This is a genomic window from Kushneria pakistanensis, assembly GCF_014652795.1.
Lineage (GTDB): Bacteria > Pseudomonadota > Gammaproteobacteria > Pseudomonadales > Halomonadaceae > Kushneria > Kushneria pakistanensis.
The window spans coordinates 403,690-427,697 of record NZ_BMZM01000002.1 but is presented as its reverse complement, the minus strand read 5'-3'; the positions used below and the strand labels follow the sequence as shown (position 1 = coordinate 427,697).

At 61.5% G+C, this 24,008-nt stretch carries 24 protein-coding genes, 1 tRNA gene and 1 pseudogene; 15 read left to right on the top strand and 11 right to left on the bottom strand.

What is annotated here, in order from left to right:
- Nucleotides 1-58: 58 nt before the first annotated feature.
- Both IE123_RS07380 and IE123_RS16325 read right to left on the bottom strand, forming a co-directional pair.
- The gene (locus IE123_RS07380) at nucleotides 59-205 is read right to left on the bottom strand and encodes a hypothetical protein (protein ID WP_189516672.1); all 147 of its coding nucleotides are present in this window, start codon (nucleotides 203-205) and stop codon (nucleotides 59-61) included.
- 98 nt (nucleotides 206-303) lie between these two features.
- Nucleotides 304-653, bottom strand: a pseudogene (locus IE123_RS16325) (HD domain-containing protein).
- A gap of 190 nt (nucleotides 654-843) precedes the next feature.
- On the opposite strand from IE123_RS16325, the gene IE123_RS07370 reads away from it, so the two are divergent.
- Together IE123_RS07370 and IE123_RS07365 are read left to right on the top strand one after the other, a co-directional pair.
- Nucleotides 844-1,857, top strand: a complete 1,014-nt coding sequence (locus IE123_RS07370; RefSeq protein WP_189516670.1) for an Abi family protein — start codon at nucleotides 844-846, stop codon at nucleotides 1,855-1,857.
- 133 nt (nucleotides 1,858-1,990) lie between these two features.
- Nucleotides 1,991-3,100: a DUF8606 domain-containing protein gene (locus IE123_RS07365; RefSeq protein ID WP_189516668.1), complete on the top strand. Its 1,110-nt coding sequence runs from the start codon at nucleotides 1,991-1,993 to the stop codon at nucleotides 3,098-3,100.
- 79 nt (nucleotides 3,101-3,179) lie between these two features.
- Here the strand turns inward: IE123_RS07365 and IE123_RS07360 are convergent.
- A tRNA-Arg gene (locus IE123_RS07360) sits at nucleotides 3,180-3,256 on the bottom strand.
- A gap of 179 nt (nucleotides 3,257-3,435) precedes the next feature.
- On the opposite strand from IE123_RS07360, the gene IE123_RS07355 reads away from it, so the two are divergent.
- From IE123_RS07355 to IE123_RS07340, 4 genes are all read left to right on the top strand, one after another.
- Nucleotides 3,436-3,762, top strand: a complete 327-nt coding sequence (locus tag IE123_RS07355) for a c-type cytochrome (protein ID WP_189516666.1) — start codon at nucleotides 3,436-3,438, stop codon at nucleotides 3,760-3,762.
- A gap of 64 nt (nucleotides 3,763-3,826) precedes the next feature.
- Nucleotides 3,827-4,678 carry a hydroxyethylthiazole kinase gene (gene thiM / locus IE123_RS07350; RefSeq protein WP_189516663.1) on the top strand — a complete coding sequence of 284 codons (852 nt, stop codon included), beginning with the start codon at nucleotides 3,827-3,829 and terminating at the stop codon, nucleotides 4,676-4,678.
- Complete coding sequence (gene crtD, locus IE123_RS07345) at nucleotides 4,671-6,287, top strand: 1-hydroxycarotenoid 3,4-desaturase CrtD (RefSeq protein WP_189516661.1); 1,617 nt, start codon at nucleotides 4,671-4,673, stop codon at nucleotides 6,285-6,287. Before thiM ends, crtD begins: the two co-directional genes overlap by 8 nt.
- Nucleotides 6,287-6,952: a carotenoid biosynthesis protein gene (locus IE123_RS07340; RefSeq protein ID WP_189516659.1), complete on the top strand. Its 666-nt coding sequence runs from the start codon at nucleotides 6,287-6,289 to the stop codon at nucleotides 6,950-6,952. Before crtD ends, IE123_RS07340 begins: the two co-directional genes overlap by 1 nt.
- Before the next feature lie 151 nt (nucleotides 6,953-7,103).
- Here the strand turns inward: IE123_RS07340 and IE123_RS07335 are convergent, their stop codons facing one another.
- Nucleotides 7,104-8,192 carry an acyltransferase family protein gene (locus IE123_RS07335; protein WP_189516657.1) on the bottom strand — a complete coding sequence of 363 codons (1,089 nt, stop codon included), beginning with the start codon at nucleotides 8,190-8,192 and terminating at the stop codon, nucleotides 7,104-7,106.
- Between the two features lie 271 nt (nucleotides 8,193-8,463).
- Here IE123_RS07335 and IE123_RS07330 point away from each other — a divergent pair, with 271 nt between their 5' ends.
- Entirely contained in the window at nucleotides 8,464-9,495 is a 1,032-nt protein-coding gene (locus IE123_RS07330; protein WP_189516655.1) for an Ldh family oxidoreductase, read from the top strand.
- On the opposite strand, the gene rep is transcribed toward IE123_RS07330, so the two are convergent.
- Nucleotides 9,492-11,543 (bottom strand): DNA helicase Rep, encoded by a 2,052-nt coding sequence (rep, locus tag IE123_RS07325; RefSeq protein ID WP_189516653.1) that lies wholly within the window; start codon nucleotides 11,541-11,543, stop codon nucleotides 9,492-9,494. The two genes, IE123_RS07330 and rep, sit on opposite strands and share 4 nt — an antisense overlap.
- A gap of 255 nt (nucleotides 11,544-11,798) precedes the next feature.
- Between rep and IE123_RS07320 the strand changes: the two genes are divergently transcribed.
- The gene (locus IE123_RS07320) at nucleotides 11,799-12,305 is read left to right on the top strand and encodes a GNAT family N-acetyltransferase (protein WP_189516651.1); all 507 of its coding nucleotides are present in this window, start codon (nucleotides 11,799-11,801) and stop codon (nucleotides 12,303-12,305) included.
- Here the strand turns inward: IE123_RS07320 and trmL are convergent.
- From trmL to pyrE, 3 genes are all read right to left on the bottom strand, one after another.
- On the bottom strand, nucleotides 12,263-12,727 hold the full coding sequence (gene trmL, locus IE123_RS07315) for a tRNA (uridine(34)/cytosine(34)/5-carboxymethylaminomethyluridine(34)-2'-O)-methyltransferase TrmL (protein WP_189516649.1): 465 nt from the start codon (nucleotides 12,725-12,727) through the stop codon (nucleotides 12,263-12,265). The two genes, IE123_RS07320 and trmL, sit on opposite strands and share 43 nt — an antisense overlap.
- A 124-nt stretch (nucleotides 12,728-12,851) precedes the next feature.
- A complete protein-coding gene (locus IE123_RS07310; protein ID WP_189516640.1) occupies nucleotides 12,852-13,403 on the bottom strand; it encodes a YfaZ family outer membrane protein in 552 nt (183 codons plus the stop codon).
- A gap of 181 nt (nucleotides 13,404-13,584) precedes the next feature.
- Nucleotides 13,585-14,232, bottom strand: coding sequence for an orotate phosphoribosyltransferase (pyrE, locus tag IE123_RS07305; RefSeq protein ID WP_189516638.1), 648 nt, complete (start codon nucleotides 14,230-14,232; stop codon nucleotides 13,585-13,587).
- A gap of 86 nt (nucleotides 14,233-14,318) precedes the next feature.
- Here pyrE and IE123_RS07300 point away from each other — a divergent pair, with 86 nt between their 5' ends.
- Nucleotides 14,319-15,080, top strand: a complete 762-nt coding sequence (locus IE123_RS07300) for an exodeoxyribonuclease III (protein ID WP_189516636.1) — start codon at nucleotides 14,319-14,321, stop codon at nucleotides 15,078-15,080.
- Between the two features lie 135 nt (nucleotides 15,081-15,215).
- On the opposite strand, the gene rph is transcribed toward IE123_RS07300, so the two are convergent.
- The gene (gene rph / locus IE123_RS07295) at nucleotides 15,216-15,938 is read right to left on the bottom strand and encodes a ribonuclease PH (protein WP_189516634.1); all 723 of its coding nucleotides are present in this window, start codon (nucleotides 15,936-15,938) and stop codon (nucleotides 15,216-15,218) included.
- Nucleotides 15,939-16,065: 127 nt separating this feature from the next.
- On the opposite strand from rph, the gene IE123_RS07290 reads away from it, so the two are divergent.
- Nucleotides 16,066-16,932, top strand: a complete 867-nt coding sequence (locus IE123_RS07290) for a YicC/YloC family endoribonuclease (protein WP_189516632.1) — start codon at nucleotides 16,066-16,068, stop codon at nucleotides 16,930-16,932.
- Nucleotides 16,933-16,995: 63 nt separating this feature from the next.
- Here the strand turns inward: IE123_RS07290 and IE123_RS07285 are convergent, their stop codons facing one another.
- Nucleotides 16,996-17,910, bottom strand: a complete 915-nt coding sequence (locus tag IE123_RS07285; protein ID WP_189516630.1) for an MBL fold metallo-hydrolase — start codon at nucleotides 17,908-17,910, stop codon at nucleotides 16,996-16,998.
- A gap of 117 nt (nucleotides 17,911-18,027) precedes the next feature.
- On the opposite strand from IE123_RS07285, the gene IE123_RS07280 reads away from it, so the two are divergent.
- The 4 genes from IE123_RS07280 to IE123_RS07265 all read left to right on the top strand — a co-directional run bounded on the left by IE123_RS07280 (nucleotide 18,028) and on the right by IE123_RS07265 (nucleotide 21,893).
- Nucleotides 18,028-18,729: a CPBP family intramembrane glutamic endopeptidase gene (locus IE123_RS07280; RefSeq protein WP_189516628.1), complete on the top strand. Its 702-nt coding sequence runs from the start codon at nucleotides 18,028-18,030 to the stop codon at nucleotides 18,727-18,729.
- 138 nt (nucleotides 18,730-18,867) lie between these two features.
- Nucleotides 18,868-20,007: an ornithine cyclodeaminase family protein gene (locus IE123_RS07275; protein ID WP_189516626.1), complete on the top strand. Its 1,140-nt coding sequence runs from the start codon at nucleotides 18,868-18,870 to the stop codon at nucleotides 20,005-20,007.
- Nucleotides 20,008-20,085: 78 nt separating this feature from the next.
- Nucleotides 20,086-20,511 (top strand): Rid family hydrolase, encoded by a 426-nt coding sequence (locus IE123_RS07270; protein WP_189516624.1) that lies wholly within the window; start codon nucleotides 20,086-20,088, stop codon nucleotides 20,509-20,511.
- 92 nt (nucleotides 20,512-20,603) lie between these two features.
- On the top strand, nucleotides 20,604-21,893 hold the full coding sequence (locus IE123_RS07265) for an NAD(P)/FAD-dependent oxidoreductase (RefSeq protein ID WP_189516622.1): 1,290 nt from the start codon (nucleotides 20,604-20,606) through the stop codon (nucleotides 21,891-21,893).
- A 16-nt stretch (nucleotides 21,894-21,909) separates the two neighbouring features.
- On the opposite strand, the gene IE123_RS07260 is transcribed toward IE123_RS07265, so the two are convergent.
- Nucleotides 21,910-22,839, bottom strand: coding sequence for a helix-turn-helix domain-containing protein (locus tag IE123_RS07260; RefSeq protein ID WP_189516620.1), 930 nt, complete (start codon nucleotides 22,837-22,839; stop codon nucleotides 21,910-21,912).
- Nucleotides 22,840-23,006: 167 nt separating this feature from the next.
- On the opposite strand from IE123_RS07260, the gene feaR reads away from it, so the two are divergent.
- Nucleotides 23,007-23,945: a transcriptional regulator FeaR gene (gene feaR / locus IE123_RS07255; protein ID WP_189516618.1), complete on the top strand. Its 939-nt coding sequence runs from the start codon at nucleotides 23,007-23,009 to the stop codon at nucleotides 23,943-23,945.
- Nucleotides 23,946-24,008: the final 63 nt, after the last annotated feature.

Here is a 24,008-nt window from a genome sequence, read left to right as displayed (position 1 = left end):
TGGCAGCAATAATTAATGAGTCCGGAAAGTGCCCGCGTTGCTTATGGCTCGATACCGATCAGGACGTTGAAAGATGGCGCTTGTGCCATGCAATGAGTTGCCAGCCCTGCTCATTCACCATCAGACGGTGCGTCAGGTTGAGCTTCTCGAGGAAAGTCTCATCGTGAGAGACCACCACTAGTGCCCCCTGATAGTGGCGCAACATGAGTTCCAGAGCCTGCCCTGCCGGCACACAAGAAACCCCGATCAGCGAGGCTTGATCGGGGTTTTGTCGTTTGAGACTCACTCAATAACGAAAGGGCGTTACTGACCGTGATCGATGCGCCGCCGGGTTTCGCCATCAACCAAGGTGCGCAGCATGGTCAGCAGATCCAGTCGTTCCTGGGTGTTCTTGTCTGCATCCTGCGCAATGGCTGGCTGATTCCCGTGGATCGCCTCGCCCAGATCATGCAGCACGCAGAGTTTTAGAACGCGCGACATGTCCAGCGGCGCCAGCTCGCGCTCAACGTCATCGCCATCAGACACAGCCGCCACGTATGCGCCGCCGTATCCTCCTGCCACCCGGTGGTGGTGTAGGCCGTGCGCAGCACGCTCTTGAGCCGCTCGGCCTCTTTTAAAAACGCCAGCCCGTTGCCAAGTCGCTCGATGTCCATGAAATCTCCAATAACACCATTAGCTTTTAAACATTAATCCCAAACGGTTCTGTTACTTGAACCAATACATAATTAGAATCAATTGATTTAAACAAGTTTGCGGCTGAAAGCGGATGACAAAAAATAATCCAGACAAATACGACATTTCCACAAGATGGAACAGGCCCAAAGTGCAGCAGGTCATCAACTAATGGCCGATTACGACAAACCCTGGCTGAGCTACCGCGATCAGCTGCAACAGCTCAAGGATCGTGGCCTGACGATCACCGACGAATCACGCGCTCTAACGCATCTCCAACGCATCGGCTATTACCGCCTGAGTGGCTACTGGTACGCTTTTCGGCAGCGCTCTAACGTCTGCTGCCCACTGGACAAACGCGGCCGCCCAGTCCTCAAAAAGGGCAAGACCGATTATCTGGCGCTGGATGCCTTTAAACCCGGTGCAACCTTTCAGCAGGCGGTAGATCTCTACGTTTTCGACAAGCGACTGCGCCTGCTGGCACTGGATGGACTCGAGCGTATCGAGGTCGGGCTGCGTGTGGATATCGCGCACACGCTGGGCCGTCTGGACCCGTACGCTTACCTGAACCCGGCTCTGCTGCATGAAGAGTTTGCGCAGAAGATCGAGCAGAAGACCGGGTTAACACCGCTGCACAAATGGCAGGAAGGCCACGCGCGCTTGATCAATCGCTCCCGAGAAACGTTCATCCAGCATCACAAGAAGAAGTACGGCCTGCCCGTTCCGATCTGGATTGCCAGCGAAGTCTGGGACTTCGGCACTCTGTCTCACCTGTTCGGCGGTATGCGCGAGAAAGAGCAGGACGCCATCGCCGCTCGGTATGGCATCAGCAACGGCCGGGTGTTCGCCTCATGGCTGAGAAGCCTTAACCACCTTCGTAACGTCTGCGCGCATCACAGCCGGCTCTGGAATCGCAATATCACGGATCAACCGCGGAGGCCTGCGGCAGGCGAAGCGCCTCTGTTCGAGTATGGCTGGAAAGATGCCCACATCCAGGCGCGCCCTTTTCTGCTGTTGTGTATCGTGCAGCACCTGCTGACCACCATTAACCCGACCTCGACCTGGTGGCAGCGTTTAACGGCGCTATTGAACGAATTCCCCGATCTGACACCTGTTGGCATCGACCTGGATGGCATGGGAATCATTGAGGGCTGGGAAAACTGGGAGTGGAGAGAACAGCAATAAAAAACCCCTAAGCAGCTCGACTGCATTGCAGTCTCACCGATAGGGGCCGTGTTACCGATCAGTATAGGTATCCCCATACGCAGGGGCAATACATATCCGCATACAATATTTACACATCATGCAGGGATGATTTATGGCGATCGAACAGGGCATCTGGAAGCTGGCCAATGATACCCACGAGCGGCCACAGCGGCTGCGCCCGACGGGACTGGCTGACGAGCGTCTGCTGGAAGAGCAGATCATGCAGGATGTCTCAATCCTCAACCGGGACTGGCTCTTGATCGGCCGCCAGGTGCGTACCGATTTTGACAAGCTGATCGACCTGCTAGCGCTGGATGCCAACGGCAACGTCATTATCATCGAGCTCAAGCGCAACAAGACGCCCCGCGAGGTCGTGGCGCAGGCTATTGATTACGCATCATGGGTGGTGACGCTGGCCGATTATCAGCTGATCGATATTTACGAGGCGTTCGCCAAGCATTACCCCCGCCCGCATGCGTCACTTGGTGAGGCCTTCGAGGCCAAATTCGGCATGCCTCTCACCGACGTGGCCCTCAACGACAGTCATCAGATGGTGGTTGTGGCGACACGACTGGATGCCAGCAGCGAACGGATCATCAACTATCTCAACGAGCACGCCCAGCTCTCGATCAATGCCATGTTCTTCTCGGCATTCGAAGACGGCGGCAATCGCTATCTGAGCCGCGCCTGGATGACCGACCCCGACGAGCCGCTCCAGCCCGCGACAAGGAAGTCACAAAAAGCCCCCTGGAACGGCGAGTTCTACGCCTCGTTCGGCGATGACCGGCCGTGGGAGCTGGCGCGCCGATACGGCTTTATCGCCGGTGGCGGTGCCGCATGGTACTCCAAGACCCTCAACCTGCTCTCCGAAGGCGATCGCGTGTGGGTCAACATCCCCAAAACCGGCTATGTCGGCGTGGCAGAAGTGACCGGCGAGCGGCGCCGCGGCGATGAATTCATGATCCCGACTGAACATGGCGCGCAAAGCCTGCACTCGATGACCACGCCCGCCGACTACGACCATATTCATCGCCCGTCCGATCCCGATGATGAGGAAAGGCTGGAATACGTTGTTCCCGTGCGATGGCTCAGGAGCTTTCCTGCCGAACAGGCTTTTCGAGAGGTCGGGTTATTTGGCAATCAGAACACGGTCTGCAAACCCACGGCGCACAAGTGGGAGCATACGGTGACGCGCTTGAAGCAGGCGTGGAATATCGAATAACCAGGGCCTGCTGTCAGAACAGGCAACCATAAAAAACGCCACTCGGCATGAACCGTAGTGGCGTTTTTTAATAAAGCTATGGCGCGCTTGTTGGGATTCGAACCCAAGACCCCCGCCTTCGGAGGGCGGTACTCTATCCAGCTGAGCTACAAGCGCGCAGGTGTCTTCGCGGGGAAGACAGCGCGCTATCCTAACGCCCGTGCTTGTCACTGTCCACTCCCGAGTGGCGCACAGGGCCGCGCTTTTTGTCGGGCAGTCAAGCATCCACAAGGCTTTTATACTGATGCCCATACCATAAAAAATGACCTGACCCGATGACCTGCAAGGAAGAAACCATGCGCGCTCGCTTCACATCCCTGACACTCGCTACCACCTTGATGGCCGGCCTTTTGGGCACGACCACTATCGCCCAGGCCGATGACATTGATGGCCGCCAGATCTATGACGACAGCTGTGCGCGCTGCCATGACGGCGGGCGCGGTCCGCAGCGCGGCTCCGAGCGCTGGGAGCAGCGCCTGGAGGATGGCGAGACCAGCCTGCTGTACACCCACGCCATCGAAGGCTTTCGTGGCATGCCGGCACGCGGCGGCAACGATGCGCTGTCTGATGCCGAGGTGAAGGCGGCGGTCGATCATCTGGTCGCCCCGGTCGAAGATGAGTAACGTCTATCCTGATGCTTCTGACAACCCTGTGTTTTCTGCCAACAAGAGAGAGGCCCCGATGGGCATGAGTGAACGGGGCAGCGAGCCCACCATCAACATGGTTATTGCAGCCCACCAGGCGCTGAAGGCACAAAAGCCGCTGGTGCAGTGCCTGACCAATAACGTGACGGTCAATCTGGTCGCCAATGCGCTGCTGGCCGCCGGCGCCACGCCGGCCATGATCGACAACCCCGAGGAGGCCGGGCGCTTTGCGGGCCAGGCCGACGCGGTGCTGATCAACCTGGGCACGCCGCAGAGCGACCAAGTCAAGGCGATGCACAAGGCCGCCGGCGGTGCCCATCAGGCCGGTACGCCCTGGGTACTCGACCCCATTGGTGCAGGCAGCATGAAGTGGCGCCACGGTCTGGCGCTGGAGCTTCTGGAACATTCTCCCACGGTGGTACGCGGCAATGCCTCGGAAATCATGGGGCTGGCCGGACAGGAAGGCGCCGGGCGTGGCGTGGACAGCGGCATGAGCCCGCAGACCGCCATCAATGCCGCGCGTGAACTGCTCAAGCATGCCTGCGCGGTGTCGGCCTCCGGCCCGGTGGATACACTGGTCGGGCCGCTGCTTGATCGCCACCACAACGGCCCGGCGCTGGTCGAGGTCAGCGGCGGCAGCGAGTGGCAGCCGCGCGTCTCCGGCACCGGCTGTGCGCTCGGCGCGATCGTTGCCGCCTACTGCGCCGTGGTGCGTGACCCCCTGAGCGCCGCCGCGGCCGCCCACGTGCATGTGGCCGTAGCCGCGGAGCTGGCCGAGGAGCACATCCAGGGGCCGGGCAGCTTTGCCGTGGCCTGGCTGGACGCGCTGGATCAGGTCGATGAAACGCTGCTGCGCCAGCGTGGGCGATTGGCGGTGCGCTGGCTGGATGCCTGAACCGAACGCGTCCATCGCCTCGGCCACCGCGCCACGCATCGGTATCATCGGCTCGGGCATTGCCGGGCTGGCCGCGGCCGTTCGTCTGCGGCTGGAAGGCGCTCACGTCGAGGTGTTCGAAGCCGCCGATACGCCGGGCGGCAAGCTCGGCGAGCTGGTGCTGGGCGAGTACCGCTTCGGCATCGGCCCCTCGCTTTTGACCATGCCGCAATACATCGATGAGCTCTTTACGCTGGCCGGTGAGACACCAGCGGATCATTTTCGCTACCAGCGCCTCGAGACGGTGTGCCGCTATGCCTGGGAAGATGGCATCTGGCTGGATGCCTCGGGCGATCCGGAGACCTTCGCCCATGAGGTCGAGCGCGTACTTGGCGTGCCGGCACAGCGGGTGCTCAACACGCTCGCTCACGGGGCCGAGAAGTACCGGCTGACCGGCCACACCTTCCTGGAAAAGTCGCTGCACTCACCAAAGACCTGGCTCACGCCAGAGGTGGGTCACGCGCTGACCCGCCTGCATCGACTGGATCTCACTCGCACGCTGCACCAGGTCCATGAGCGCGATCTGGGTGAGGCGCATCTGGTACAGCTTTTTGATCGCTTTGCGACCTACAACGGCTCCAATCCGTATCGCGCGCCGGGACTTTTATCCATGATCGCCCACTTCGAGCACGGCGCCGGCGCCTTCGTGCCCGAAGGCGGCATCCCCGCGATCGGCCGGGCGCTGTATGACCTGGCCCAGCGCGTGGGCGTGATCTTTCACTTCAATACCCCGGTAGCGGAGATACTGACCCGACCGGGCAGGCAACGCCCGCGCGCGGTGGGGCTGCGTCTGGCGGATGACCGGCAGGTTCTGCTGGATCGCGTGGTCAGCAACATGGATGTGTTCTTCACCCATGAACGGCTGCTGCCGAATGCTCCGGCGCCCACGCGGGTGCTGGCGCGGGAGAAATCCACCTCGGCGCTGATCTTCTACTGGGGTGTGGACAAGCCCTTCCCTGAACTGGATGTGCATAACATCCTTTTCAGCGTCGACTACCCGGCGGAATTTGCCGCGCTGGAAGCCGGCACCCTGTGTGATGACCCGACTGTCTATATCAGCATCTCGTCGCGCTATGACCAGAGCGCTGCCCCGGCCCATGGCGAGAACTGGTTCGTGATGATCAATGCGCCCTGCGCGGCACCACACCAGGACTGGGAGGCGTTGATCCAGCGCACCCGAGAGCGCGTCATCGACAAGATCGAGCGGATGCTTTCAAGGCGTCGGGGTCAGGCGGTAGCCCTTCGTGACATGATCGCCGAGGAGGCAGTGTTCGACCCGACCACGATTGAAGCCAGCACGCTCTCGCATCAGGGGGCGCTGTATGGCACCAGCTCCAATGACCGCATGGCGGCCTTCATGCGCCACCCCAACCACAGCCGCCACGTTGATGGGCTCTATTTCTGCGGCGGCAGCGTGCACCCGGGCGGCGGCCTGCCGCTGTGTCTTTTGTCCGCCAAAATCATGACCCGCGTCATGGCACAACGCGAGCCCTGGCCGCACAACGTCCCTTCTTCGCACGACATTTCGTTTTCAAACAACGCCCCGTCTTCACACAAGGACGATGCCTGATGACCTCACCTGCCCCTGCCACCCGTGAGCGCCGCCTGCGCCCAACGCCGGTGATCATTCTGCTGAGTCTGATCTACCTGGCCGGCGTTATCGGCATTGCGCTGCCGGTGCATGATCAGTTCATTCGCCTGACGCCGCTGACGCTTCTGTCATCGCTGGCCCTGGTGCTGGCCTTTCACCCGGGTCCGCGCGGGCGGCTGTGGGGCTATGTGGCGCTGTGCTACATCGTCGGGTTCGCAGCCGAGGCGCTCGGCACCTCGACGGGGATCTTGTTCGGGGATTACGCCTACGGCCACGTGCTGGGGCCGACGCTGTGGCACACGCCGCTGATCATCGGGGTCAACTGGGCGCTGCTGCTCTATTGTCTCAACGTGGTGGTCCAGCGCGTGTTGCCGGGGCTTTCGCGCCCGCTCAAGGGCGTGATCGGCGCCGGCCTGATGGTGGCACTCGACATGCTGATCGAACCGGTCGCCATCCATCACGAGATGTGGGCGTGGGGCGATACCCTGGTGCCGCTGAGCAACTATGTCGGATGGTTCATCGTCTCGCTGCCGATCTCGATCCTCTTTCACTACCTGTTTACGCGCGTGCACAACCCGGTGGCGATCGCCGTGGCACTGTTGATGGCGGGATTTTTTGCAGCACTCAACCTGCTCGGAGTCTAGCGCGTCCCTGTTTCCCCGGGAGCTCGACATGCCCACCATGCTCCCTCTTCTCGAGACGTCGAACATGAAAGAGCGCCACGCATCCATTGATGTGTGGCGCTCTTGCATTCGGGGGAAAACGACAAGGGCGAGCACTGCTCGCCCTGGAAGCCTAATGGACTGGCTGTAGCAGCCCGGTGCGATAGGCCACGCGCCGAAAGGTATGCGGCATGGTGAAGAGTACGCGTCCGGGACCACGGTTGAGCCCACGATGGGCCAGCAGGCACAGCGCCCCGATCAGCACCGTCATGGCCAGCGGCGTCATGGCCAGCACGCCGTTTCCAAACGCACCTTCTACATTGAGGGCTTCGGGCATGATGGCCACCAGCGCGAAGATTAACAGCTTGTGAATGACATAGATCGGCAGGGTACGCCTGCCGACATCGCACAGCAGCGCCATGCGAAAGCGCTCGGTCAGCCACGCGAACAGATCAATGGTGGTCGAGACCATCAAAAGGGCCAGCACCAGCTTCACGCCCGGCGCTTCCAGTGCACTCAGCTTCCAGGCAATGCCCAGCGCGACCAGCGTCAGCGCCCCTGTTATCAGTAGCCGTCTCATATCGCACTGCACGTAGTGGCGGTCAATGAGGGGCTTTAGATGGCAGCCGATGGCGAAAAAGAAGAGATAATCGAGCAGCGAGCCAATGTTCCACCACTGCGGCGGCAGCCACAGGCTTGATCCCAGATGCAGCACCACCCCCAGGCCAATGCTCAGAACGGCCGGATGCTTCAGGTGCTGTAACAGCTTGCAGGTGGCGAAATAAAGCACCAGCGCGTAGAGATACCAGAGCCCGGTATCCGCTACCAGAAGCTGCGCGGCAAAACCGCCAATGGAATCCGGATGGGCACCGGCGGCCACAACATCCACATCCAGCGGCTCGATCACGCTTTCGGTAAACAGCCAGTACAGCCCGACCCACAGGACATAGACCCACAGCAGGTTGGCCACACGACTGGTCCGTATCTCCCCCCAGCCACGGCTGATAATCGAACGGCTGGCCAGAAATCCCGAGATGAGAAAGAAAAGCGGCATGCGCAGCGGCTTGAGCGCCGTGATGATCAGATTCCAGAGCGTGGGAATGGCCGTCTGACCAAAATCGATCTGCTGAAGCACCATTTGATTGAAGTGATAAAGCACGACCGCAAGGATGCACACTCCCTTGGCGGCATCGATCCAGTCGATACGACGTGCGCTGGCCATGCGGACTCCTTGACATACTTAAGTAGCATTCAGATGAATCCGGTCATTATGCGCAGCCAGGCTAGCTAATACATGCAGGGTAAAAAGATTAATCAATTTAACACTCATTGTTACAAGACCTCATTAAACCTGGTCTCGCTACCGCGAAGGATGTAGTCCCACACCTTCGTCCAGCAGGCACCACCCGGGGAGACGTTTATGCTGGCAGGCTACCGGCAGGGCATGTCTTTTGAGGATCGCCCTGTCTGCCTCGTATTGACCGGGAGCCCTCATGACACATGACATCACCCTTTCGCTGCAGGAAGCCCAGGCGTTGAGCCGGCGCATCCTGCGCCATGCTGGCTTTGGCACCGGCCACGTTGAGGCGATTACTCAAAGCGTTGTCGCCGCCCAGCGGGACGAGTGCCACTCCCATGGCCTTTACCGCCTGCTGGGCTGCGTGGAGACGGCGAAGATGGGCGGGCTGGATCCGCAGGCCGTGCCCGAGGTGATCGATCAGGCCCCCGGTATCGTCAGGGTCGATGCCCGTTACGGCAGCTCGCTGCTGGCGTTCGAACAGGGGCTGGCGCCATTAAGGGAGAAGGCCGAACGCAACGGCATTGCGGTGCTGGCCATCAATCACTGTTTCCATTTCTCGGCGCTGTGGTCCGAGGTGGAAGCACTTTCCGGAATGGGGCTGGCGGGGCTGGCGATGAATCCGACTCACGCCTTTGTGGCGCCGGCAGGGGGTGTACGAGCGCTGCTGGGCACCAATCCGTTTGCGTTTTCCTGGCCGCGCCCGGGCGGCAACCCCTACACCTTTGACTTTGCCACCAGCGTGGTCGCCCGCGGCGAGATCGAGCTGCACCGCCGTGCCGGCAAATCCATCCCTGATAACTGGGCACTGGATGATCGGGGTCAGCCGACCACGGACCCAACAGCGGCACTGGAAGGCGCCATGCTGACCTTTGGCAGTCACAAGGGCTCGGCACTGTCGACCATGATCGAGCTGCTGGCCGGCCCGCTGATCGGCGACGCCCTGAGCCATGAGACCCAGGCGGCGAATGCGGCAGGCACCGGCCGGCCCTGTCACGGTGAACTGGTGATCGCGCTGTCACCAAAGACCTTTCTGGGCGAGCAATGTGAAGCGGGGCTTTTACACGCCGAGCGGCTTTTCGAGGAGATGCTGGGGCAGGGCGCGCGGCTGCCGTCGCAGCGACGTTTCCAGGCGCGCAGCCGTAGTCTGAAGGAAGGTGTCTCGATCCCGGCAGCACTCTACCGGGATCTACAAGCCTTGGCCGGCGAGGATGGCAAGGCGGACTAACCGAGCAGCGAGCGCAGCCCGGCAATGGCGCTCTGGCCGCGCTCGTGCTTTTTCTCGGGGTTTTCCTTGTCGGCGCGGCCGTACCACTCCAGATCCTCGGCCGGCAGCTCATCGAGAAAGCGGCTGGGGGTGCAGTTCATCATCTCGCCGAACTGCTTGCGCTGCTGGGCCAGCGACAGCGTCAGGGTCTGGCGCGCGCGGGTGATGCCCACGTAGGCCAGGCGCCGCTCCTCTTCGATGGTGTCCATCTCGATCGAATTGCGATGCGGCAGCAGCTCCTCTTCCATGCCCATCACGTAGACGTGCGGGAACTCGAGCCCCTTGGAGGCGTGCAGGGTCAAAAGCTGCACCTTGTCGGTGTCATCCTCCTTGGCCTGCTGATCGAGAATGTCGCGCAGCACCAGCCGCGAGATGGCGGCTTCGACATCGTCGGTCTCCTCGGCGACATCGTCACCCTCGTCCGCGTCCCGGTGCATCGACTTTTCGAGCTGATCGATCAGGATGTACACGTTGCCCATGCGCTTTTCGGCGATGATCGGCGCGCTGGCGTTCTGATACAGCCACGCCTCGTAATCCATCTCGGCAAACATCGCCCGAATGGCGGCGATGGCATCGCCCTGATCCATGCGCTTTCGAATGCCTTCCAGAAAATGATTGAAGCGCCCCAGCCGGTCCACGGCGCGCTCGGAGAGCACGTGCGAAAGGCCCATCTCGCTGCAGGCGGCAAAGAGGCTTACCTTGCGCTCCTGGGCGTAGTTGGCGAGCTTCTCCAGCGTGTTGGGGCCGATCTCGCGGCGCGGTACGTTGACGATGCGCAAAAAGGCGTTGTCATCGGCCGGGTTGATCAAAAGGCGCAGGTAGGCCATGGCGTCCTTGATCTCGTTGCGCGAGAAAAAGGAGGTGCCGCCGGAGAGCTTGTAGGGAATCTGGTGGTGCTGAAGCTTGAGCTCCAAAAGCCTGGCCTGAAAGTTGCCGCGATAGAGCACGGCAAAATCGCGCCACTGGGCGCTTTCCTTGATGCGACGGGTGAGAATCTCGGTGGCCACCCGCTCGGTCTCGGCCTCCTCGTTGCGATTGACGATGATGCGAATCGGCTCACCGCGGCCCTTGTCCGACCACAGCGTCTTTTCATAGACGTGGGGATTATTGGCAATCAGCGTATTGGCGGCCTTTAGGATGATCGAGGTCGAGCGGTAGTTCTGCTCCAGCTTGATGACGTTGAGCGAGGGGAAATCCTCACCGAGCTGGACCAGATTCTCCGGGCGCGCGCCGCGCCAGGCGTAGATCGACTGGTCGTCATCGCCCACCACGGTAAACGTCTGACGCTCGGCCATCAGCATGCGCACCAGCTGATACTGACTCGAGTTGGTGTCCTGATACTCGTCCACCAGCATGTAGTGGATGCGGCCCCGCCAGCGCTGGAGCACCTCGGGGTGACGCTCGAACATCGTCGCCGGCAGCATGATCAAATCATCGAAATCGACCGCGTTGTAGGCCTTCAGGTGACGCACGTAGTGCTCGTAGATACGCGCGCAGTACGCATCATCCTCGGTCTCGGCATGAGAGAGCGCGTGCCCCGGCAGGATCAGGTCGTTTTTCCAGTTCGAAATCTGACTCTGCACCCGGTTGATCTGATCGGCATCGATCTGGGCGTCCTTTTGCATCAGATCACGCAGCAGCGCCCTGGCATCCTCCGGATCAAACAGCGAAAAGCCCGGACGCAGGCCCAGCGTTTTCAGCTCCGAGCGGATGATGGTCAGCCCCAGGGTGTGAAAGGTGGAGACCGTCAGGCCGTGGCCGCTGCGCCCGGGCAGCAGCGACTGCACGCGCTCTTTCATCTCGCGCGCCGCCTTGTTGGTAAAAGTGACTGCCGCGATACGCCGGGCACTCATGCCACATTCCTGAACCAGATAGGCAATCTTGGTCGTGATCACACTGGTCTTGCCGGAACCGGCGCCGGCCAGCACCAGACAGGGGCCGTCGATGTATTTCACCGCCTCGCGCTGGCGCGGGTTGAGGCCGGCAATGCGGTTGCGAATATCGGACATGGGAACAACCTGATGAAGGGCAGATGACGCAGGCGCACATGATACATCCTGCGACGCGGGATGTGCTGTAGTGCCAGGCAGGGGATTGGCTTTCGACCGTCATGCCGAGGAGGAAAGCCGCGCGTTATCAGTTGCTTGCACGAGGTATAAAAAAGCGGCTTTTTTATACCGGCGCAGCGCCTGCTGATTTAAAACGGCAACTGCTTATCTACAATGACAAGCCACGACAGACCACAACAACAAGAGGCAATGACCATGAAGATACTTCAGGATGATCTGACCAGGGCAGACACCCTCGCGCTGATTCGCGCACACGTGACGGAGCTGGCCGGCCACTCCCCCGAGGAGAGCTGCCACGCGCTGGATATTGAGGCGCTACGTGGCGCCGGTATCACCTTCTGGAGCGTCTGGGAAGGCAACACCATTGCCGGCTGTGGCGCGCTCAAGGCCCTCGATGAGACCCACGGCGAGATCAAGTTGATGCGCACCGCCGACACACATCTGCGCCGCGGCGTGGCGGCCAAACTGCTCGAGCACATCATCAAAGAGGCGCGTTCGCGCGGCTATGAGCGCCTGAGCCTTGAGACCGGTACGCCGGCTGCCTTTGCACCGGCGCAGCGTCTCTATGAGCGCTTCGGCTTTGAGACCTGCCCGCCGTTCGGCGATTACCGGGAAGACCCCTACAGTCTGTTCATGACAAGGCGGCTGAACGAGCCGAGCTACAGCGCGCCGCCAAAATCCAGCTGCCGCCAGGCTTCATAGACCAGCACGGCGCAGGCGTTGGACAGGTTGAGACTGCGACTGCCCTCGCGCATGGGAATGCGCAGGCGCTGGTTTTCGGGAAGGCTGTCGATCAGGGCCTGCGGCAGGCCACGGCTCTCCGGGCCGAACAGCAGCGCATCTCCCATTTGATAGCCCACCTGATCATGACGTGACCGCCCGCGGGTGGTCACGGCCAGCACACGTGTGGGTTCAACCGCGGCCATGAAAGCCTCAAGGGAAGCATGCACCTGCACGCGCGCCCACTCGTGGTAATCAAGCCCGGCACGGCGCAGACGCTTGTCATCAAGTTCAAAGCCGAGCGGCTCGATCAGGTGCAGGCGAAAACCGGTATTGGCGCAGAGTCTGATGATGTTGCCGGTGTTGGGGGCAATTTCCGGTTCAAACAAAACGATATCAAGCATGGTCTGGCAAGCGTTCCTGCTGGAATTGGAGCTACCAACGACAGCGGGCCCGGCATGAAAGCCGGGCCCGCCCGTGACAGGTGCTGATCGAATCAGACACCCATCGATTTAGAAGCCAATCGATTTAGAAACCAACCGAAACGCCCAGCTCCGGACCGCTGAACAGCGTCTTGTTGCTGTGATTGTCGAAATCGGCGCGGTAGTAGCGATAGCCCACGAAGCCGTAGGTGTTGGCAATGAGCGTGGCACGGGCGCGGGCGCCGTACTCGTAGCTCTTGTCCAGATCGCCGTGGCTCAGGCCGGTCGGCGTGACGAAACCGTAGCCGCCGACGCTGACGCGCGGGATCGGGGTATCAACATAGGCCGAACCGCCCAGGCCCAGACCGCCGCCGTTACCATAGTGGGAATCCATGTACTGGTAACGACCACCCAGTGAAATATCCACACCCGGTACGTAGGGCGAGAACATCAGCTGACCGGAATAGGTCTTGGTGTTGTCGCCGCTGCGATCAGTGTTGCTGTAGCCCGCACCGGCGCTCCAGCCCGGCAGCAGGGACTGATTGATCTGAACACTGTGAGTGTCCTTGCCGCCGCTGGCCGAGACGCTCAGGGCCGAGGCATTGAGACTTGAGAGGGCAAGGCCTGCGCCCAGTACCGAAATGATGATTTTTTTCATGTTGCAATCCTTGGCTGGACGTCCCCTGAAAACAAGACGTGCACTGTCAGAAAATTAACCCGTTCGCCTGCAGGCATACAGACCGGTGTGTCCCGGTGCATTGTGCCATCATGATGATGCGGATCGACATGATGTCATCTTTTTTATTAAGGCCACCTTACCATCGACTGAAGCGCCGCGCTCAGACGCCGTAGCGCGTGCGGTAGCCATGAATGGCGCGGGCGTGCGGCGCCATGGTGTCATCGGCGTGGGTCTCGAGATACTCAAGAATACCCGCCAGGGTGACGATAGGGATGACCGGAATGCCGTAGCGCTGGCGAACATCTTCAATCGCGCTGATGTCGCCCTGGCCGCGTTCCTGACGATCAAGGGCCACGACCACGCCGGCGGCGGTCGCGCCGGCCGCCTCGATCAGCGCCATGGATTCACCAATGGCCGTGCCGGCAGTGATGACGTCATCAATGATCAGCACGCGGCCGGACAGCGGCGCCCCCACGATCGAGCCGCCTTCACCGTGGTCCTTGGCTTCCTTGCGGTTGAACGACCAGGGGAGATTGCGGTCATGATGGGTGGCCATCGCAATGGCCGTACTCGATGCCAGCGGAATGCCCTTGTAGGCAGGGCCGAACAGAAGATCAAACGCCAGCCCGCTGCGCTGAATGGCACCGGCATAGCAGCGCCCCAGCATGGCCAGTGCCGCACCACTGTGAAAATGGCCTGCATTGAAGAAATAGGGACTGACGCGCCCCGACTTGAGAGTGAACTCGCCAAAGCGGAGCGCCTGCTCGGCAATGGCGAATTCGATGAATTCTCGCTGCTCATCGTGCATGTCGTACCCTTATTTCTTGTACCGGCTCTTTACCCAAACCTGTCAGGCTCGGGTATCATACACGCGCGAAAAACAAGGGACCATGTATGAAAATCGCCAGTATCAACGTCAATGGCATGCGCAGGGCCGTCGAGCGGGGCTTTCTCGACTGGCTGAAAGCGCAGGATGCCGACATCGTCTGCGTGCAGAACCTGAAAACCAAAAGCTTCGAGCTGGACGACTCGATCCTCTACCCCGAGGGCTATGAAGGCTATTTTCTGGATGCCGAACAGGACGACTTTGCCGGCGTAGGCATCTACTGCCGCAAGATCCCCAAGGCGATCATGTATGGTCTGGGCTTTGAGCAGTGCGACAACGAAGGTCGTTTCCTGCAGGCCGATTACGACCGCTTCAGCGTGGCCTCCTTTCTGATGCCGGAAGACCCCCACGCCAAGCAGCGCTTTATCGCGCAGTACAGCGACTATCTCAACAAGCTGCGCCGCAAGCGTCGTCAGTACATCATTGCCGGCAGCTGGTACATCGCCCACAAGACCGTCGATCTTGATCACTGGTCCGAGCACCAGAGCACGCCGGGCTTTCGCCCTGAAGAGCGCGCCTTCATGGATCAGGTCTTCGGCCCGATGGACTTTGTCGACACCTTCCGTGAGGTCGAGCGCAACGCCGGTCATCACACCTGGTGGGAAAAGCTCGACAGTGACGTGCCGCGCAAGCGTCAGGATGGCTGGCGCATGGACTATCAGATCACCGGTCCGGACATCGCCCGCACTGCCAAGCGCGCCTGGATCGATCACGAGGCCGACTTCAGCGAATTCGCCCCGCTGATTATCGAGTACGATCTGGAGCTCTGATATCGGTTGTCGATGACGGCCAGGCCGTGATCGACAGCACCTGTTTCGGTCCCTTCGCGCAACACGGCGCCGAAAGCCTTTGGCTTTCGGCGCCGTGTCGTTATGCGTCCGGCGTGGCAGACCACGCCCGGGCGTTTAGCTGACCATGCCCAGCACGTCGCGCTGACGCGCAAAGAGCTGCTCGCAGCCGTTTTCGGCCATATCCATCATGGCGTTGAGCTCACTGCGCGAGAACGATTTCTGCTCGGCGGTGCCCTGCACCTCGATGATGCCGCCATCGGCGGTCATGACCACGTTCATGTCGGTCTCGGCGCGCGAATCCTCGGCGTAGTCCAGATCCGTCACCGCCTGGCCCTTGTAGATACCGACCGATACCGCGCTGACCAGCTGCTTGAGCGGATCGGTGGTGATCTGCTTTTTGCGCTGCAGCGTCTGGAGCGCATCGACCAGCGCCACACAGCCGCCGGTAATTGACGCCGTGCGCGTACCGCCGTCGGCCTGGATCACATCGCAGTCGATGGTAATGGTGAACTCACCGAGCTTTTTCAGATCGACCGCCGCGCGCAGGCTGCGCCCGATCAGACGCTGGATTTCAACGGTACGACCGCCCTGCTTGCCACGGGCCGCTTCCCGGCCGTTGCGGGTATGCGTCGCGCGCGGCAGCATGCCGTACTCGGCGGTGATCCAGCCCTGACCCTTGCCACGCAGCCAGCGCGGCACGCCGGCTTCAACGCTTGCCGTGCACAGCACCTGGGTATCGCCAAAGGCGACCAGCACAGAGCCCTCGGCATGCTTCGTGTAGCCGCGGGTCAGGGTAATTTCACGAGTTGCCTCGGGGGCACGTCCACTGGGTCGCATGACACTCTCTCTACTGGTAAAAATGAAAACTACAAACCAAAAGGCGGGCCGGGCATCTTACACGCCTGCCTGCACGATGAACGAATCGTTTAGACTCACCCTTTATCACTTCACGCAAGGATGACCCATGGCACGCAGCATGACCGCCTTCACCCGCCAGACGCTGGATGCCGACTGGGGCAGCCTTGCGCTGGAACTGCGCTCGGTCAACCAGCGCTATCTCGATCTGCACTTTCGCCTGCCCGAGACCCTGCGCGATCTGGAAGCGCCGTTTCGCGACAGCCTGCGCGGCGCGCTCTCACGCGGCAAGATCGAATGTTCGCTGCGCTTTGAACGTGCCCGGAGCAGCGGTGACGGCCTTGATATCAATGTCGGCCACCTTGAAGTCCTGATGGAAACCCTGACCCGCCTGCGCCGCCATGCCCCGGAAGCCTCCATGCCCAGCCTGCTGGAACTGCTGGATCATCCCGGCATTGCCCGCGGCGGCGAGATCGACATGGACGCCGTGCGCGCCGCTGCGCTCAAGCTGATGTCGCAGGCACTCGAGGATTTGAACGCCGGCCGCGAACGCGAAGGCGAGCAGCTCTGCGCGCTGATCCGCGAGCGTCTGACGGGCATTCGCGCCCAGGTGGAGGAAGTGCGCGCCCACCTGCCGGCCGTGCTGGAGCGCCAGCGCAGCCAGATTCTGGAGCGTCTGGAGACCGTGAAGGCCGAGCTTGATCCCAACCGGCTGGAAGCGGAAATGGCCCTGATGGCGCAAAAGGCCGATGTCGCCGAGGAGCTTGATCGCCTCGACACCCACGTGGGCGAGGTCGAGCGTCAGTTGAATCAGAAGGGGCCCATTGGTCGCCGACTGGACTTTCTGATGCAGGAGCTCAACCGCGAAGCCAACACGCTCTCCTCCAAGGCTGCCGTCACTGATACCACTCGCTGCGCGGTGGAACTCAAGGTGCTGATCGAGCAGATGCGCGAGCAGATTCAAAATATCGAGTAACCCTTCATCACTTTCATGGCGTCGTCGGATTTTATTTTCCCGATTCGCGACGCCATTCTTCTGCTACTCCCACGCCGCCCCATCCAGCGCATCGAGTGGAATCTTCAGATAGCGCCGGCCGTTGCTCTCGGGCTCCGGCAGGCGCCCGCCAAGAATATTGACCTGCAGTGCGTGCAGGATCAGCTTCGGCATCGGTAATTCGTGATCGCGCCCTTGTCGCAGCGCGACGAATTCGGCCTCGCCACACGCCCCCACCTGATGTTTGTTGGTCTCGCGCTGCTCGCGCACGGTGCTTTCCCACTGCGGCTCGCGATCCCCCAGCATGTAGTCGTGACCGGTGAACAGCCGCGTGTCGTCCGGCAGAGCCAGAATGGCCTGGATCGAGTGCCACAGCTGGTGCGCACAGCCGCCGGGAAAGTCGGCCCGCGCAGTGCCGAAGTCCGGCTGGAAGAGCGTGTCGTGCACGAAGGCGGCATCGCCGATCACGCAGGTGATGGATGCCAGCGTATGGCCCGGCGAGTGCATGACGCGCGCCTCAAGATCACCCACCCGGAAGGTGTCGCCGTCGTCAAAAAGACGATCCCACTGGCTGCCGTCATCGCTTAACTCCGGCCAGTGATAAATCTCCTTCCACATCGCCTGCACCCTTGTGACCGCCCGGCCAATGGCGGTCGGCGCACCGGTTTTCTCATGCAGGTAGCGCGCCGCACTGAAATGATCGGCGTGCGGGTGCGTGTCCAGAATCCACTCGACCTCGAGCCCTTCCTGTTCGATGTATTCAAGCAGCGCATCGGCCTGCAGCGTGGCGGTGCCGCCGGCCTTTTCATCGAAATCGAGCACCGGATCGATGATCACGCAGCGCCGCGTGGCGGGATCAATCACCACGTACTGAATGCTGAAGGTGCGGGGATCGAAAAAGCCGGCCACATCGGGGCGGGCGCGCTCGGCATCTCCCGGGGAGAGGGCAAAGGTCTTCATGGTGACTCCTTGCTGGGCAACGCTTCCAGTCTAGCGCCCTTTTCCATCGCTCTGCTCTGCGCTGACTTCAGAAACGAGTGCTACCCTGCCTGGATTCCCGCTACCGGAGCCCGGGCCATGACCACCGCTCGCCCTTTTGATCAGCGCCCTTGCCTTCAGATCCTGTTTGGCCTGGCAATGTTTGCCGTCTATCTCGCCAGCCAGTTTTCAAGCGTATGGGTGCTGCAGCATGTCCTGAGTGATGCCGCGTTTGCCGCGCTCATTCAGGGCTACGGCTTTGCGGTGATTCTCGCGCCGTCACTGCTGCTGATGCTGGCAGGCTTTTGGGCGTGGCGGCGCTGGTTTTCCTCCGAGCCCCGGCTTCTCGGGCGCTTCACGGGAGGCGATGTTGCCCGCGGCATTGGTCTGGTGCTGCTGGTGCAGGGGCTGGCGGCAGCAATCAGCGTCTGGCTGGACATGGCACCCGAGGCGTTCATGGCATCGCTTTATGACGGCAGGAGCCTGCTCCAGAACGTGATCATGGCAGCCTGCGTGCTGGTCTGGGCGCCCATCATCGAGGAGCTGGCCTTTCGCCACTTCCTGATGGCGAGAGTCGATCACCAGACGCGTGGCTGGCGCGTGGCGCTTTTGATCGTGTTCAGCGCGCTGTGTTTCGCCGGGCTGCACATGATCCAGTACCACCACCTGCTCACGTTTGTGGCGCTTTTTGGCTGGGGACTGGTGCTGGGCTATTACCGCTGGCGCACCAAAGGACTTTTGCTGCCGATGCTGCTGCATGCGCTGGTTTCAGGCATTGGGCTTGTCGGGGCGCTTTTTTGACCTCCATGTGCCTTTTGCCACGCTCTTCGACCTTGGTCCTGGAACCGCCATCGGTTGCCGATCTGTGCTAACGCCTGCGTTCGACGAGACGCACCATGCGGGACATCGCATTGGAAAGAACTCGCCGAGGGCCGCACGATGGACCACAACACCAGAATCGATTTCATCTATCTGTCCGAGCAGGACATGATCCGCGCAGGTGTCACCGACATGGCCGCCTGCGTCGATACCATGGAAGAGGTCTTTCACCTGCTGCACATCGGTGACTACCGCATGGCCGGCCCCAACAATGACTCGCACGGCGCGATGATCATGTTTCCCCAGGAGTCGCCGTTTCCCACCATGCCAAAGCCCACCGCGGATCGTCGCATGATGGCGATGCCGGCCTATCTGGGCGGCAGCTTCTGCACTTCCGGGGTGAAGTGGTACGGCTCCAACATCGCCAACAAGGAAAAGGGGCTGCCCCGCTCCATTTTGATGTTCACGCTCACCGACCCGGACACTGCCGCGCCGCTGGCCTACATGTCGGCCAACCTGCTGTCGGCCTACCGCACCGGCGCGGTGCCGGGCGTCGGCGCCCGCCACCTGGCGCGCAAGGACTCCCGCGTTATCGGTCTTCTGGGACCGGGCGTGATGGGCCGCACGAGCGTGGCGGCGTTTATGGCCGTCTGTCCGCAGATTGACACCCTCAAGGTCAAGGGCCGCAGCGGCGAAAACCTCAGCGTCTTTCTGAACTGGATAGAAGAGCACTATCCGCAGATCACCAATGTCGAGGTGGTCGACAGTGTCGAAGCCGTGGTGCGCGATTCAGACATCGTGACCTACTGCGCTTCCGGCGAAGTCGGCGACCCCTCGCAGTATCCGCTGGTCAAGCGTGAGTGGGTCAAGCCCGGCGCCTTTCTGGCCATGCCCGCGCCGTGCAACTTCGATGAAGGCATGGAGGCGAGTGATGTTCGCAAGGTGCTCGACGACACCGGCCTCTATGAAGCCTGGTACGAGGAAGTGCCCAAGCCCGCCCACAACTGTATTCCGCTGGTCGGCGTGAAGTTCATGGACATGATTCACGCCGGCACCCTCAAGGCCGAGGATCTCGAGGACCTGGGCGCCATCGTCTCCGGTGACAGCCCGGGGCGTCAAAGCGATGACGAGATCATCATGATGTCGGTCGGCGGCATGCCGGTCGAGGACGTCGCCTGGGCCACGGTCGTCTACCGCCGGGCCGTGGAAGAGGGCATCGGCGTCAGGCTCAACCTGTGGGATGAACCAGTACTGCGATAACGAGCAGCGTCTTCTTCGGCAGGCGCCCCGTTTACGGGCGCCCGCCCTTTCATCGACTTTTAATGCGAGCACTCTGCAATGACCAGGATTACAAAGGTAAAGACAGGTTCAAAATTCGAGGAACACGCCAGCTATTCCCGCGTGGTGGCCGTCGACAACTGGATCCTTGTTTCCAACACGGCCGGTCGCAACCCGGACACCAAGGAGATTCCGGAGGATGTCAGCGAGCAGCTCAAGCAGGTGTTTGCCAACATCGAGCGCGGCCTTGCCGCCGTCGACAGCAGTCTGGCCGACGTGGTATCCGCAAGGATCTTCATCCAGAACCCGGCCGATACCGAGACCGTCATGACGCTGTTTGGCGAGACGATGCGCGGCGTTGATCCGGTCATCACCGTCACCTGCCCGCCGCTGGGCTCGGAGGTCTACAAGGTCGAGCTGGAAGTGACCGCCTACCGCGGCGCCGGCAGCGCCGAGGTTCAAAGGATCGACACCTCCTCGCAGTAAGGCCCCGCCGGGGTTGCTACTCAAGCGTTTGACAGGCGACCGGCATCGACCGGTCGCCCCTGGTTTGCTGACCCACCGATCAGGACACTTTCATGGCACCGACCATCGCATCCGTTGACACCTCCAGGGACTTTCCCGCCTCGACCACCGTGGTCATCATCGGGGGCGGCATTATCGGTCTGACCGCCGCGCTGACCCTTGCCGAACGCGGCGTGCCGGTCGTCGTGCTGGAAAAGGGCCGCCTGGCCGGGGAGCAGTCCTCCCGTAATCTGGGCTGGATTCGCAAGACCAGCCGTCACGGCGAGGATGTGCCCCTGGCGCTGGCTGCCGACCGGCTGTGGGCCAACATGGCAGAGCGGACCGGCAGCGATGTCGGCTATCGCCCGTCGGGCATCATGTTTTTATCGCGCACGCCCGAACAGCTCGCCGTGCACGAAAGCTGGCTCAAGTCGGTATCGGACCTGTCGCTGGACTCAAGGCTCATGAGCGCCCGCGATATCGACCAACACGCCCCCGGCGGCCGCGGCCAGTGGGCCGGCGGTATCCTCACCGCCTCCGATGGCTATGCCGAGCCGACACTGGCTTCCAGCGCCATCGCCCGGGCTGCCATCGCCCGTGGCGCGGTCATCGTCGAGCACTGCGCAGTGCGCAACCTGGTGCGCACCGGCGGCCGAGTCAGCGGCGTGGTGACCGAGCGCGGCGAGATCAGCTGTGACCAGGTGCTGCTGGCCGGCGGTCTGTGGTCACGCCGTTTTCTGGGCAACATTGGCATTTCGCTGCCGACGCTGCCGCTGATTTTATCGGTGTTTCGTACCCATTCCATGAAAGGCCCGACCGACAGCGCCGTGGGCGGACCGGACTTCTCCTTTCGAAAGCACAGGGATGGCGGTTTCATCGTGACCCAGCGCGGCGCACTGGATGCCCCGCTGACGTTTGATCACCTGCTGGTCGGTTCGAAATACCTGAGTTCGCTGCGCTCGCAATGGGGGCTTTTGAAGATGTCGCTGGGCAAGCACTTCTGGCGGGATCTCGCGCTCTCCCGGCGCTGGAAGCAGGGCCGCTCACCCTTTGAGCGCGTGCGTACCATGGACCCGCCGGTCAACGAAAAATTCAACAATGATGCCCTGCGCAATCTGGCAACCGCCTGGCCGGTGTTTGAAAACGCCACCATCGAACAGTCCTGGGCGGGCATGTTCGATGTCACACCTGACTCCAATCCGGTGATCGATGCCGTACCCGGCGTGCCGGGGCTGACGCTGGCGACCGGCTTCTCCGGGCACGGCTTTGGTACCTCGCCGGCTGCCGGCCAGCTGGCGGCGGATCTGGTCATGAACGAGGCGCCGATCATCAGCCCGACACCCTACCGATTCGGCCGGTTCTAGCTCGGGTATGGCAGATCTACGCCACACACTGCCGATCGGGTTCAAGAATCCGTGCCCGGGTTGTGGAGGGCGGTTCATGAAACAGCCGACGATACTCGCGGCAGAAGTAGCTCTGATGGAAAAAGCCCTGGGCGGCGGCGGCGTCCGCCAGCGCCTGGGTCGGGTTCTGCAGGAGACTGCGGCGCACGGCATTGAGCCGCAATGCGCGCAGATAGGTCACCGGGGACTGGCCGACCTCACTCTGGAAGCTGTACTGAAGGGTACGTCTGGAGATTCTGAGCTGGTGGCACAGCGCCATCAGCGAGGGCGGGTCATCGGGGCGGCTGCGAATCAGCGCCTGACAGCGATCAACGATGTAGCGCCGGGTTCGGTAGCTGGCGACGTCCGGCTCACCGACGAGCGTCGCGCTGCCCAGCAGCAGCTCGATGCTCTCCTCGAGCTGGCGCATCAGTGACTGCTGCAGGGCCTGTGACATCGGCTCGCGGTCCGGACGCTGGCGCAGATAATCGGTCATCAACTGCCACTGCCCGCGGGCCTGGTTCAAAAGTGCTGCAGGCACATCAAGGCGGCGCAGACGATGTTCATCGCGGCCGAGCCACTCATGGCGGCTTCGATCGATGGACACCACCAGCAGATCGTAGTTCGACGGCGCCACGCTCCAGAACTGATCGCAGCGCGGCAGGACGGTCACGGTATCGGTGCCGAACAGGCTCGTGCTCGACCAGCGAATGGGCGTGACCAGATGCCACTGGGACTCGGGAAAATGCATGCGCTGGTGCAGACCCAGATTGGCACTTTCGCGAAAAAGGCGTACCTCACGGCTGGAAACGTCCACGATCTCACCCGAAAACACGCCGGCCTCGATCTGGCTTGACTCCTGCTGCCAGCCTTCCAGCCGCCGGGCATGTTCGGCGGCATCAAGACAGTGATGCAGTGTAATGCTCATCAATGACTCCTTCGGGCGCACTACCCGCGGTCATGGCATGTTGTTTGCACTATTGCACAAGCGCTGCGCTGGATCAGGGCATGCTTGACCAATGGATGGTGGTGACAGCGCTCTTTTTTCTTTAGAGTCATTCCAACCATTAAAATGTTAATGATTATGGTGACCCAATGCTAACCACGAATGCAACCTCACTGCCGTTCGATGTCTGGCTTGGCGCCCTGCGGCAAACATGCGGCCAGTTCGACTCGATTCCCCGGGATCGCCGCAGCTTCCAAGGCAGCGTCTCAAGACGCGCCAATGGCGGCATCGAGATTGCCAATATCGTCACGAACGCCGAAAGGATTACCAGCAGCCATACCCAGCGTCGCAATGAAGACCGCTTCTGTTTTCTTGTTGTTCAGAAGCAGGGCCATGCCACGCTGGTGCAAAACGACACCGCCATCACGCTGCGCCCGGGAGAAATGGCGCTGATGGACTCCGTCATGGCCTGTGACATCATTCCTCACGGCCTGATCGAGCACGATTCACTCCATCTGACGCGCAGCGACGTGGCCGGGCGCTTCGGCAACACGGCCATTCCCTTCATGAAGATCACGGCCGACTGCGCCAGCAGTCAGATCCTGCAGCTGATCGTCAATCGGATGGTGACCGAGCCGCTGGCGGCGGCAGAGGAGAAAGAGCGGGGGATTCTGGAGTCACTGGTGGCCCTGCTGCCGGCCATTCATCAGCATCAGACGATGTCACCGGCGTTCATGGAACAGGCCGACGGCACGCTGTTCATCTGCGTTCAGCAGTTCATTGACCAGCATCTGCAGGAAGACGGCATCAGTCCGGAGCGTCTGGCCAGTGCCTTTCACATGTCGGTGCGACAGCTCTACCGCCTGTTCGAGCAGCACGGCGAGACGGTGTGTCGCTACGTGCAGCGCCGCCGGCTGGCGCGCTGCGCCGAAGAGCTGGCCAGCCCGATTCTGAGCCGGCGCTCGATTACGCAGATTGCCTACAAGTGGGGCTTTACCGACTCGGCGCATTTCAGCCGCTCTTTCAAGCGCGAGTTTTCAAGCTCGCCGCGCGAGTATCGTCGCACCCGGCTTGAGCACGCTGCCTGACCCGGAGGCGACATGCTGCCTGCGCTACAGACGTGATCCGAACGACGCGTTGATCTGACAACC